The sequence below is a fragment of the Streptomyces sp. TP-A0874 genome, assembly GCF_001748085.1.
Classification (GTDB): Bacteria; Actinomycetota; Actinomycetes; order Streptomycetales; family Streptomycetaceae; genus Streptomyces.
In genome coordinates, this window is sequence record NZ_BBZK01000010.1 from 185751 (window position 1) to 198238 (window position 12488).

Genomic DNA, 12488 nt, shown 5'->3' on the forward strand with positions numbered 1-12488 from the left:
AATCCATCCTGGTGACAACGCGAACCACCCGACAACGTCCTCGCCCGCTGCGGCGGGACGGCGGACGGCCGGGTCCTGAAGCGCCCGGCCGGCGGTCTCAGCCGCGCCGGTCGTGGCACTGGAATCCAGAATACGTCGCGCGCGGTCTGGGGGTGCGGGGGCGCTGGTCGGTGCGGGGGCGGGGGCCGGAGTGGGTGGGGGTGCCGCGACCGTCTATTTACGGGGCCCTGCGGCGGAGCTGATCAACCTCGGGGCGTCGAGCCCCGCAAATACACGGCAGCGTCTCGGCACCCCCACCCACTCCGGCCCCACCCCTCCCGCTGGCAGTCAGCAGCCGCCCTGTCCTTCGGTCTGGCCGACCCCTCCCGTTGCCGGTCGGGGGTTGCCGTGTCTCTGCTGGTCTGGCTGTGGCCCTTCCGGCCTTCAGCGCCCGCTGCCGTTGCTTCCACGGCGCCGCCCCCGTCCGCTCAGCGGACAGGGGCGGCGGGGTGTACGGAACTCACTCGGTGGCGATGGCGTTCAGCACGTTCATCCGGCCTGCTCGGTACGCCGGCACCAGCGCGGCCACCAGGCCGACCACCGCGGAGCCGGCGAAGACCGCGATGATCGTCGGCCAGGGGATGTCCAGCACCTCCAGGCCCTCCAGGGCCAGCAGCCGCTGGGCCGCCGTGCCCCAGCCCATCCCCAGGCCGAGACCGAGCAGGGCGCCGAAGAGGGCGATGACCACCGACTCCAACCGGATCATGCGGCGCAGCTGGCGACGGGACAGACCGATGGCCCGCATCAGGCCGATCTCCCGGGTGCGCTCCACCACGGAGAGCGCCAGGGTGTTCACCACGCCCAGGACGGCCACGATGATCGCCAGGGCGAGCAGACCGTAGACCATGTTGAGAAGCTGGCCGATCTGGTCCTGCAGCAGTTCCTTGTACTCGACCTGGTCCCGCGCCTGGTACTGCGGGTACTCCGCGAGCTGCGACTTCAGCGCGGCGAAGGCCTGCTCGGACTTGCCGTCCTCGGCCTTGGCGAACATCAGTACGTTCAGCGGCATCCGGTCGGCCGGCAGGTACTGCCGGACGGTCTCGATGCTCGTGTACATCGAGCCCCGGTCGACGTTCCGGTCGTCCGGAGTGATCGCCTTGACCCGGAGCTGGGCGGTCTGGCCGCCGGTGAAGGCGACCCCGATCCGGTCCCCGAGGGCGAGGCCGTGCTTCTTCGCGAAGCCCTCGTCGACGGAGATGCCGTCCTTCTGGTAGGCGTCCGACAGCTTGCCCTCGACCGTCTCCACCCGGACGTCCTCGGCGTACGAAGGGCTGGCGGCGGTCAGGTGCTCCTTCGCGGACCAGCCGTCCGGGGTGGTCAGCGTGACGTCCACCCACTTGTAGTCGGTGACCCGCTCCAGACCGGGCGTCTCCCGGATCTTCTGCTCCACCTGCGGGTTGATCGGTTGGAAGGAGTCCGACTGGACGATGAAGTCGGCGCCGACCGTCCGGTCGAGTTCCTCGGTGGCCGAGGCGACCATGGAGGACCCCACGACCGACAGGCTGGCGACCAGCGCGAGGCCGATCATCAGCGCCGCTCCGGTGGCGCCGGTACGACGCGGGTTGCGCAGCGCGTTCCGCTCCGCCAGGCGGCCGACCGAGCCGAACACCCGCAGCAGCACGGCGCTGAGCACCCGCACCACGAAGCCGGCGAGCAGCGGGCCGAGGGCCACGAACCCGATGAGGCTGAGCAGGATGCCGAGCGCCAGGTACTGCGAGCCCTCAGCGGCCTCGTCGGCCCGGCCGGCGGCCACCAGCCCGGCCGCACCCGCGAGGGTCAGCAGCGCCCCGAGCACGGCCCTGAGCCGGCCGGTCCTGCTGCGGGCCGGCACCCCGGTGTCCCGGAGCGCGGCCATCGGCGAGATCTTGCCGGCCCGGCGGGCGGGCAGGTAGGCGGCGACCACCGTGACCACGATGCCGAGCGCCAGCCCGACGACCGGGGTGGTCGCCTTGATGGTCAGGTCGGCCGTGCTGAGCTTCATGCCGGCCTGCCCCATGAGCTTCATCAGCCCCACGGCCAGGCCCACGCCCAGGCCGACACCGACGACCGACCCGACGATCCCCAGCAGCAGCGCCTCGATGAGCACCGAGCGGTTCACCTGCCGGCGGCTGGAGCCGATGGCCCGCATCAGCCCGATCTCCCGGGTCCGCTGGGCCACCAGCATGGAGAAGGTGTTGACGATCAGGAATATGCCGACCAGCAGGGCGATGCCGGCGAAGCCGAGCAGCGCGTACTTCAGCACATCGAGGAAGGAGCCGATGTCGTTCTGGTTCTCGGCGGAGGTCTCGGCGGCGGTGGCCACCTTGTAGTCGTCGCCCAGCGCCTCGCTCACGCTCTTCTTCAGCTGCTCGTGGCTGACGCCCTGCTCGGCGGTGAGCGCGATGCTGGAGTACGCGTCGGCGGAGCCGAGCAGCTTCTGCTGGGCGGTCGCGGTGTCGAAGAAGACGATCGCGGCGCCCGGGTTGGTGGTCTGGAAGGCGGCGATGCCGGAGATCCTGGCGGTCCAGTCGCCGGTCACGGCGATGGTGCGGAGCTTGTCGCCCACCTTCAGGTGATGCTTCTCGGCCGTGTCGGCGTCCAGCATCACCTCGCCGGCGCTGCGAGGAGCGCGGCCCGAGGTGATGTCCATCGACTTCGCCGACTCGCTGTTCCAGTTGCCGGCGATGGTCGGAGCACCGGTGGACGGGCTCAGGTTGTTGTTGTCCCCGTCGACGATGGTGACGCCCATGCTCTCGGCCATGCCGACGGCGCGCTGCACCCCCGCGGTGCCGCGCAGTTCGGTCACGGCGGAGGCGGGGACGGTCTCCGGCTTGCCGGTCGCCGGTACCTCCTCGCCGCCCTTGGCCTGCTTCGGGGAGACCGTGACATCGGCGGCGGTGTCGGCGAACAGCTTGTCGAAGGTGGTGTTCATGGTGTCCGTGAACACCAGCGTGCCGCAGACGAAGGCCACCGACAGCACCACCGCGATCGCGGAGAGCGCCATCCGCCCCTTGTGCGCCAGGAAGTTGCGCACCGAGGTCCTGAAGATGGTCACGAGACTCTCCCGCGAGCGTCGAAGGCCTTCATCCGGTCCAGCACGGTCTCGGCGCTGGGCTCGTACATCTCGTCGACGATGCGGCCGTCGGCGAGGAAGACGACGCGGTCGGCGTAGCCGGCGGCCACCGGGTCGTGGGTGACCATGACGATGGTCTGACCCAGTTCGTCCACGGACCGGCGGAGGAAGCCGAGCACCTCGGCGCCGGCCCGGGAGTCGAGGTTCCCGGTCGGCTCGTCACCGAAGATGATCTCGGGTCGGGCCGCCAGGGCGCGGGCGACGGCGACGCGCTGCTGCTGGCCGCCGGAGAGTTCGGTGGGGCGGTGCTTGAGGCGGCCGGAGAGGCCGACCGTGTCCACCACCTGGTCGAGCCAGGCCTGGTCGGGCTTGCGGCCGGCGATGTCCATCGGGAGGGTGATGTTCTCCAGGGCGTTCAGGGTGGGCAGCAGGTTGAACGCCTGGAAGATGAACCCGATCCGGTCCCGGCGGAGCTGGGTGAGCTTCTTCTCCCGCAGCCCGGTGATCTCGGTCTCGTCGATGAATATCTCGCCCGAGGTGACGCTGTCGAGCCCGGCGAGGCAGTGCATCAGGGTGGACTTGCCCGAACCGGACGGTCCCATGATCGCGGTGAACCGACCGCGGGCGATGTCCACGTCGACGCCGTCGAGCGCCATGACCCTGGTCTCGCCCGAGCCGTAGGCCTTGACCACCTGACGGGCCCGAGCGGCGATGGCCGCATGTCCATCACTCCCCCCGGCCTTGGGCGCTTGCACAGCCGTTGTCACGCTATTTCTCCTCATACAGAAGTCCGGGGCCGACAGCCCGATACCCAGCCTGCTGGTTTTCCGCAGAGCGCTACCGAACGGCGCGCGGTACGGCGTTGTCGGTGAAGCCGGCCTTCCCCCCCGGGAGGCCAGCCGGCGCTTTCGATGCCACAAGCCTACGGAAACGGTCGGCCCGCTCCCCTCATCCGGTGGTACGAACCCCGGGTGGGGGCCCGTGCGGAAGGTCCCCTAAGGGCTGCTCCTGGCATGCACCTGATCCCGGCCGCCCGAAGTCTTGGCGGAACCAGTAGCTACGATCCCGCCTAGTCCCTAACATCGATCAACGATTGGTCGATGCACCGCCGCAGAAATTGCTCGCCAGGAGGCTTCAGATGCCGCGTTCCACCGGGGGACTTCCTCCGTTCGCCACCAAGAGTCGGGGGATCGGGCTCACCGCCGCCGCGGTGCTCCTCGCCTCGCCGCTCCTCACGGCCTGCGGTGGCGAAGGCGCTTCGCAGAGCGGGGCCGCGGCCGTGGTCGGCGGTGAGCGGATCGCCGTCTCCGAACTCCAGGCCCAGGTGCAGGACATCCGCGACGCCCAGCGCGCCAGTGACCAGTCCGAGCAGCTGATGAAGGGGACCGGCCAGCTCAACCGGGCAACCCTGCACAGCATGATCTTCAACCGGGTGCTGGAGCAGGCCGCCGAGGACGCCGGCGTGACCGTCACCCGCGCCGACGTCGAGGAGAGCAGGGAACTGGCGGAGCGAGGCGCGGGCGGTGCCAAGCGGCTCCGCCAGATCTGGCTCCAGCAGTACTCCATCGCCCCCAACCAGGTGGACCAGACGATCCGCAACCAGGTGCTCATGGAGAAGCTGACCACGGCGCTCGGCGTCGACGGCCGGACCCAGAGCGGACAGGCGAAGGTCATCGCCACCGTCCAGCAGACCTCGAAGAAACTGGCCATCGAGGTCAACCCCCGCTACGGCGCCTGGGACAACGAGCAGGTGCAGCTCGGCAACATCGAGCAGCCCTGGGTGAAGAAGGACGACGCGGAGCGGGAAGAAGCCTGAGGCTCCGCTCCTCCCGAATCGGAGTCCGCACTACCCGGTAGTGCGGACTCCGTACTTTTCACCACGCGCCGGCGGTCTGGGTTACGTTCGACCCGTGAATGCCTCCGCCACGGCCCAGGTGCCACCGTCCGGCCGCATCGTGCTGCTCACCACCAGCCACCGGGTCGCTCCGGGACTGCTCTCCTGGCCCGCCTGGCAGCTGCTGCACGGCGCCGACCGGGTGGTCTGCGCCGACCCCGACCACCCCCAGCTCCCCTACCTGCGGGAGGCCGGCGTCCAGGTCGAGGAGGCGGACCCCTCCGCCGAGCAGCTGGTGGCCGACTGCGCCGCCACCGGCTCCGAAGGCCGCACGGTGGTGGTCCTCGCCGCCGGAACGGGCGGCGGCCCACTCACCGACGGGCTCGCCCGACTCGCCGGATCCGGCAGGGTCTCGATGCCGGAGCTGGAGCTGCTGCCCGCCTCCTACGACCTGCCCGGTGCCCGGCTGATCGACCTCGTGCAGGTCATGGACACCATCCGCGCCGAGTGTCCCTGGAGCAGCACCCAGACCAGCGAGAGCCTCATCCGCTACGCACTCGAAGAGGTGTACGAACTCGCCGAGGCGGTCGAGGAGGGGGACCGCAGGGCGCTCTGCGAGGAACTGGGGGACGTTCTGCTCCAGGTGGTCTTCCACGCCAGGATCGCGGAGGAGGACCCGGAGGAGCCGTTCTCCGTCGACGACGTGGCCGGCGCCATCGTGGACAAGCTCATCCGCCGCCACCCGCACGTCTTCGGCGAGGAGAGCGCCGACACGGCCGAGGAGGTCAGGGAGCACTGGCTCCGGACCAAGGCCGAGGAGAAGCGGCGCGAGTCGGTGACGGAGGGCGTTCCCCTCAGGCAGCCGGCGCTGGCGCTCGCCGCGAAACTCGCGGGGCGGGCGCGCACCGCGGGCCTGGACGTCCCGCCGCCGGTGGAAGCGGACGAGGGCGTGGGCCGGGACCTGCTGGAACTGGCGATACGGGCGGAGCGGAGCGGGGTCGATCCGGAGGCGGCGCTGCGCGCCACCGCCCGCGCCTATCGGGACGCCATCCGGGAGTCCGAGCGCTCCGATTGACCGGACCGACCACGGGTACCCGGCGGCCATGTACGAGCTGAGCTGGGAAACCTTCGCGGCGGAACGGTCCCTGCTGATCGGCATCGCCCCCTTCATCCTGGGCATCCTGATCGTGGCCGCGCTGATCGGCGCGGTGGCCTACGGCCGGCGGATCAGGAGCCGTGAGCCCCTGCCGCGGCGCGAGCCGCAGAAGCGGGCCGGCTCCTGGCAGACCCGGGACGAGTACGGGCACACCACCCCGCCGGACCACGGCCCCGGGCACCAGGAGGCGGAGGGTGAGGGAGAGATCACCGAGCCGCCGAAGATGCACTCCCACGAGATGCACCCCAACGGCAGGCGCCACATGCCCTACGAGTTCGGCCGCACCGAGGAGATCCCGGAAGAAGAGGAAGGCCACGACTCCCGCTCCGAGGGCCCCCCGCCCGAGCGCCCCAAATGGCACCGCGGCGGCAGCAGTCACGGCACCGGCTGACCAGCCCCTGGAAGAGCCCGTAGCCCACACCCCATGACCGGAGGGTCGACCGGCAGGGGAACCCGAAGGCGAGAAGGTGACCGCAGGGTCAGAGGCGACCCGGTGGTCGCCAGACGACGGAAAGGTAGCTGCCAACGGGAGGGGCGGAGGCCAGCCCCGTCACGAAAACTGACCGCGAGGTCGGCGCCGGCGGGAGGGGCGGAGGCCAGCCCGGTCACGAAAACTGACCGTGAGGTCGGCGCCGGCGGGAGGGGCGGAGGCCAGCCCGGTCACGAAAACTGACCGTGAGGTCGGCGCCGGCGGGAGGGGGTGGGGCCGGAGTGGGTGGGGGTGCCGAGACGCTGCCGTGTATTTGCGGGGCTCAATGACCTGAGGTGGATAGGCTCAGCCGCACGGCCCCGTAAATAGACGGTCGCGGCACCCCCACCCGCGCAGGACCCACCCCCGCACCACCCACCGACGAGCCCGCACCACCCACCCCGCACCCCCGCACCACCCACCCCGCACCGCCCGACCACCAGAACGACCGCCCCGGATACGGTGCTCAGGTGTCTCCGCAGTCGTGCCCCCGCACCCCGCCCGCCCTCTTCACCTGGCAGTTCGCCACCGACCCCTATCCGACCTACGCCTGGCTGCGAGAGCACAGCCCGGTGCACCGCACGGTCCTCCCGAGCGGTGTCGAGGCCTGGCTGGTGACCCGGTACTCCGACGCCAGGCAGGCCCTCGCGGACGCCAGGCTCTCCAAGAACCCCGCGCACCACAGCGAGGCCGCCCACGCCAAGGGCAAGGTCGGGATCCCCGGCGAGCGCGGCGCCGATCTGATGACGCACCTGCTGAACATCGATCCGCCGGACCACACCCGGCTCCGCCGGCTGGTCTCGAAGGCGTTCACCCCCCGCCGCGTGGCCGAGTTCGCCCCCCGGGTGCAGGAGTTGGCCGACGGCCTCATCGACGGTTTCGCGGCCCGGGGGACGGCGGACCTGATCCACGAGTTCGCCTTTCCGCTGCCCATCTACGCCATCTGCGACCTGCTCGGGGTCCCAGGGGAGGACCAGGACGACTTCCGGGACTGGGCGGGGATGATGATCCGTCACGGCGGCGGTTCTCGCGGCGGCGTGGCCCGTTCGGTGCGGAAGATGCGCGAATATCTGACCGACCTGATCCACCGCAAGCGCGCCGATCTCGGCGACGACCTCATCTCCGGTCTGATCCGCAGCAGTGACCACGGTGAGCACCTGACGGAGGGCGAGGCGGCCGCGATGGCCTTCATCCTGCTGTTCGCCGGTTTCGAGACCACCGTCAACCTCATCGGCAACGGGAGTTACGCGCTGCTGCGCAACCCGGACCAACGGCAGCGGCTCCAGGAGTCGTTGGCCGCGGGGGAGAGCGCCCTTCTGGAGAGCGCCGTGGAGGAACTGCTGCGATACGACGGCCCGGTGGAGTTGGCCACCTGGCGCTTCGCCACCGAACCGCTCGAACTCGGCGGCCAGCGGATCGGGGTGGGCGAGCCGGTCCTGGTGGTGCTCGCGGCCGCGGACCGGGACCCGGAGCGGTTCGAGCAGCCGGACACCCTGGACCTCGCCCGCCGCGACAACCAGCACCTCGGTTACGGGCACGGCATCCACTACTGCCTCGGCGCCCCGCTGGCCCGGCTGGAGGGGCAGGTGGCCATCGCCACGCTGCTGCGCCGACTGCCCGACCTTCGGGTGGACGCGGACCCGGAGGAACTCCGCTGGCGTGGTGGGCTCATCATGCGCGGACTGCGCACGCTTCCGGTGGCATTCTGTCCGGCAACCCCGTGACCAGCCCGATGAGTTGACCGACATCGCCGTGTGACCTGTGCGTGATCTCCACTACATCGACTTGTGATGCCTCGGAGGTTTCATTACCTTCTACCGACGACTCGACTCAGACAGGCGTCATCGGTCTCTCGAAAGGCGAAAACGCATGCTCTCCGGGAACGGTCGGCACCGCCGCCCCCGTCAGGCTCCGGCTGTCTTCGTCACCGCAGGGGTGACCGGAGCGGGGATCGCTCTTCCGCTGCTGGGAGTGACCAGCGCTGACGCGGCGTCCAGCACCACCTGGGACACGGTCGCCGAGTGCGAGAGCGGTGGGGTGTGGAGCGCCGACACGGGTAACGGCTACTACGGCGGGCTGCAGTTCCCGCAGAGCGTCTGGGAGAAGTACGGAGGCCTCGACTACGCTCCGCGCGCCGATCTCGCCAGCCGCGCCCAGCAGATCGTCATCGCCGAGAAGGTACTCGCCGCAGAGGGGCCGGACGCCTGGCCGAGCTGTGCCGTGAACTCCGGGCTCGACCAGGACGGCATCGTGCCGGAGGTGGACCCCGGAAACCTCGCGGCGGGCCTGCCGGTCGGGTCCGGTTCCTCCGGGGAGGCCGCCGAGCCGTCCGAGGAGGCGGGTGAACCGGCCGGCGATGACGGCGAGGCCGGCTCCGGAAAGACGGCGTCGCCCGGCTCCACCGGTGAAGGGACGCCCAGTGCCGAGCCGGGCACCGGTAAGCACCGCGGGCAGCCCGCCGACGAGGGTGACTCGGGCGACGCCGAGTCCCCCAGCTCCGGAAATCCGGACTCCGAAAGCCCGGATCCCGGGTCCCCGAGCCCCGAGGCTCCCGACGCCGGTGACCCGGACGCAGGCGCGGAGACCGGCGGGGCTGCGGAAACCGGTGGTGCGGGCGCTGGTGACGGCGGGTCGGCTGATGCGGCCCCGGACGAGCAGGACTACACCGTCCGGCCGGGTGACAGCCTGTCGGCGATCGCGGCCGAGCATGCGCTGCCCGGCGGCTGGTCGGAGCTGTACGAGGTGAACAGGTCCTTGGTCGGAGGCGATCCGGATCTGATCCTGCCGGGGCAGAACCTGGACCTGGGCGAAGTCCTCCGCTGACCGCGAGGGTTCGCCCCGCACCCAGTCGGCCCGCCACTTCGAGCGCCCGCGACTCACCGCGTTCGGCCGGCTCTCGGCGCAGCTGCGAGACGGTGGAGCACCGTCGTACCGCCGGTGCTTCTCCGCCCGGGTCGAAGCCGATGTGGCGCCCCTCAGCGACCGACTCGCCGCCGCGCGCGGGTCGTCACCAGGAGGCCGGATCATCATGCCTGGCGGACCGTCACCGGTACCGCCGAGGCTGGTCGGTGCGGAGCTGAGCGGCTCGCCGCCCGGGGCCGGAACGGCGGTCCCACGCACGGCGCGCGATGAACCGTTCGGATGAACTGAGGTTTCTCGGCAGACCGGGCTGGTTTCCGCATCTACCTGCGAAGATGTGATGAGACGTAAGATTTCACGCCAAGTGCGGGGGTATGTCGGTCGTTGGGGCTTCAATGCCGGTGTGCTTAACGTCTTTACCGCTCGCCCTTGCGGGCACCGCCGATCACACACGCCGAATCCTGCCGGTGATCGGAGGAACATCCGTCGCGTAAGCGCCGCAGGCAGGAGCGGGGGACCCAGGTAAGCCGCCGTACGGGCCGCCAGCAGGGACCGTTTCGGCTAGGGGTGAAGCCCAGTGCGTGAGCACTCGGCAGGGCGACTCACAGCCCGAACCCGACAGCTCACCTCGCAGGCGTCGGTGAGGAGACCACCATGCTGCTATCCGGTACGGGCAAGCACCGCCGCCCTCCCAAACCCTCTCGTTTCGCCGCGCGTGCCGGTGTCACCGGCAGCGTGGTGGCCATTCCGCTGATCGGCGCCGGTTCGTCGGCATCGGCGGCCTCCGTGGACACCTGGGACGCCGTCGCCCAGTGCGAGTCCAGTGGGAACTGGAAGATCAACACGGGGAACGGCTACTACGGCGGCCTCCAGTTCGCCCAGTCCAGCTGGGTCGCGGCCGGCGGCACCCGCTACGCGCCGCGCGCCGACCTCGCCACCAAGGACCAGCAGATCTCCGTCGCCGAGCGGCTGCTGGAGATGCAGGGCCCCGGCGCCTGGAGCTGTGCCCAGGCCGGTGGCCTGAGCGCGGACGGTCCGGAGCCGCGGATCGACCCCGAGGGCGACGGCTCCCCGAACGTCAGCCCCGACCCCTGGGAGCACCTGTCCCAGGGCGGCTCGGAGCAGCCGCAGGACGCCGACCACACGGCGACCCACCACACGGTCAGGACCGGCGACACGCTCTCCGAGATCGCGGAGGCGTACGGGGTCGAGGGCGGCTGGCAGCAGCTCTACCGGCTCAACAAGGAGCTCCTGGACGACGCCAACATGATCTTCCCGGGACAGCAGCTGCGGCTGGGTTAGGACAGGGCCGGGCCGGCCCGCCCTCCGAGCCCGGCCCGCAGTGCGGAGCGAACGGCACCGCTGCGCCTCCGTCGGCCCCCCGAAGCGGGAGCCGACGGAGCGGAGAGTGCCGGCTCACGGGCGGACGCCGAGGTGACCGGCGCGCGGGGAAGGGACAGCTCCGCCACCACGCGCCGTTCCGGCGGCCGCTCCGGGGCCACCATCCTGGGCTGAGGGACGTGATCCCCGGTGGGCCACGGCGCCTCGCCGGATCGCCGGGGGTTTCCGGGACAGCCTTCGGAGGCGTCCTTTCGCTCCCAGCGTCCAGCCGGTCGGCAGGGCGAACCGGCCGGGCGGATAGGCTCATCCCGCACAGTCCCCGCAGAGCCACCGGATTCTGCGGTCCAGCGTCACATCCCAGAAGGAGATGCTCGTGCCGTCCATCGACGTCGTCGTAGCCCGGGAAATCCTCGACTCCCGAGGCAATCCCACGGTCGAGGTCGAGGTCGGCCTCGACGATGGCAGCACCGGCCGCGCCGCCGTGCCGTCCGGCGCCTCCACCGGGGCGTTCGAGGCCCTGGAGCTCCGGGACGGGGACAAGGGCCGCTACGGCGGCAAGGGTGTGGAGAAGGCCGTGCTCGCAGTGATCGAGCAGATCGGCCCGGAGCTGGTCGGCTACGACGCCACCGAGCAGCGGCTGATCGACCAGGCGATGTTCGATCTCGACGCCACCCCGGACAAGTCCTCGCTCGGCGCCAACGCCATCCTCGGCGTCTCGCTGGCCGTCGCGCACGCCGCCTCGGAGGCCTCGGACCTGCCGCTCTTCCGCTACCTGGGCGGCCCCAACGCCCACCAGCTGCCGGTGCCGATGATGAACATCCTGAACGGCGGATCGCACGCCGACTCCAACGTGGACATCCAGGAGTTCATGATCGCCCCGATCGGCGCCGAGTCCTTCTCCGAGGCCCTGCGCTGGGGCGCGGAGGCCTACCACACCCTCAAGGGCGTGCTGAAGGAGCGCGGGCTGTCCACCGGGCTGGGCGACGAGGGCGGCTTCGCGCCGAACCTCAACTCCAACCGGGAGGCGCTGGACCTGATCGTCGAGGCGATCCAGAAGGCCGGCTACGTGCCCGGTCAGGACATCGCCCTCGCGCTCGACGTCGCCGCCACCGAGTTCTACAAGGACGGCGGCTACCTCTTCGAAGGCAAGCAGTTCACCGCCGAGGAGATGACCTCCTACTACGCCGAGCTGGTCGACGCCTACCCGCTGGTCTCCATCGAGGACCCGCTGAACGAGGAGGACTGGGACGGCTGGTGGGAACTCACCCAGCGGCTCGGCGAGCGGATCCAGATCGTCGGCGACGACCTCTTCGTCACCAACCCGGAGCGGCTCGCCCGCGGCATCGACAGCGACACCGCCAACGCCCTGCTCGTCAAGGTCAACCAGATCGGCTCGCTCACCGAGACCCTCGACGCCGTCGAGCTGGCCCAGCGCAACGGCTTCAAGTGCATGATGTCCCACCGCTCCGGCGAGACCGAGGACGTCACCATCGCCGACCTGGCCGTCGCCACCAACTGCGGTCAGATCAAGAGCGGTGCGCCGGCGCGCTCCGAGCGGGTCGCCAAGTACAACCAGCTGCTGCGGATCGAGGAGATCCTCGACGACGCCGCGGTGTACGCGGGCCGTTCCGCGTTCCCGCGCTTCGGCAAGTAGCCGCCCGGCCACCTCTCGCGCCCCGTCTGGTGCCCGTCCCCGGCTGCGGTCCCGTACCGTTGCCGGGGACTACTGGCGCAGTGA

At 70.7% G+C, this 12488-nt stretch carries 9 protein-coding genes and 1 riboswitch; of the genes, 7 read left to right on the top strand and 2 right to left on the bottom strand.

What is annotated here, in order from left to right; genetic code table 11:
* Window positions 1-499 precede the first annotated feature (499 nt).
* Together BGP73_RS18100 and BGP73_RS18105 are read right to left on the bottom strand one after the other, a co-directional pair.
* A complete protein-coding gene (locus tag BGP73_RS18100) occupies window positions 500-3073 on the bottom strand; it encodes an ABC transporter permease (RefSeq protein ID WP_069816175.1) in 2574 nt (857 codons plus the stop codon).
* Complete coding sequence (locus BGP73_RS18105) at window positions 3070-3858, bottom strand: ABC transporter ATP-binding protein (protein ID WP_069816177.1); 789 nt, start codon at window positions 3856-3858, stop codon at window positions 3070-3072. The genes BGP73_RS18100 and BGP73_RS18105 overlap by 4 nt, the downstream gene beginning before the upstream one ends.
* Before the next feature lie 371 nt (window positions 3859-4229).
* Here BGP73_RS18105 and BGP73_RS18110 point away from each other — a divergent pair, with 371 nt between their 5' ends.
* The 7 genes from BGP73_RS18110 (at window position 4230) to eno (ending at window position 12404) form a co-directional block, all read left to right on the top strand.
* On the top strand, window positions 4230-4907 hold the full coding sequence (locus BGP73_RS18110; RefSeq protein WP_079127638.1) for a SurA N-terminal domain-containing protein: 678 nt from the start codon (window positions 4230-4232) through the stop codon (window positions 4905-4907).
* Between the two features lie 94 nt (window positions 4908-5001).
* Window positions 5002-6000, top strand: coding sequence for a nucleoside triphosphate pyrophosphohydrolase (locus BGP73_RS18115; protein ID WP_069816179.1), 999 nt, complete (start codon window positions 5002-5004; stop codon window positions 5998-6000).
* Between the two features lie 28 nt (window positions 6001-6028).
* A complete protein-coding gene (locus BGP73_RS18120; RefSeq protein WP_069816181.1) occupies window positions 6029-6472 on the top strand; it encodes a DUF6479 family protein in 444 nt (147 codons plus the stop codon).
* A gap of 548 nt (window positions 6473-7020) precedes the next feature.
* Window positions 7021-8274 (top strand): cytochrome P450 family protein, encoded by a 1254-nt coding sequence (locus BGP73_RS18125; RefSeq protein WP_069816183.1) that lies wholly within the window; start codon window positions 7021-7023, stop codon window positions 8272-8274.
* A 145-nt stretch (window positions 8275-8419) separates the two neighbouring features.
* Complete coding sequence (locus BGP73_RS18130) at window positions 8420-9373, top strand: LysM peptidoglycan-binding domain-containing protein (RefSeq protein WP_069816184.1); 954 nt, start codon at window positions 8420-8422, stop codon at window positions 9371-9373.
* Between the two features lie 478 nt (window positions 9374-9851).
* Window positions 9852-10061, top strand: a riboswitch (cyclic di-AMP (ydaO/yuaA leader).
* Window positions 10062-10063: 2 nt separating this feature from the next.
* Window positions 10064-10711: a LysM peptidoglycan-binding domain-containing protein gene (locus BGP73_RS18135; RefSeq protein WP_069816186.1), complete on the top strand. Its 648-nt coding sequence runs from the start codon at window positions 10064-10066 to the stop codon at window positions 10709-10711.
* A 406-nt stretch (window positions 10712-11117) separates the two neighbouring features.
* The gene (gene eno, locus BGP73_RS18140; RefSeq protein ID WP_170837872.1) at window positions 11118-12404 is read left to right on the top strand and encodes a phosphopyruvate hydratase; all 1287 of its coding nucleotides are present in this window, start codon (window positions 11118-11120) and stop codon (window positions 12402-12404) included.
* Window positions 12405-12488 lie beyond the last annotated feature (84 nt).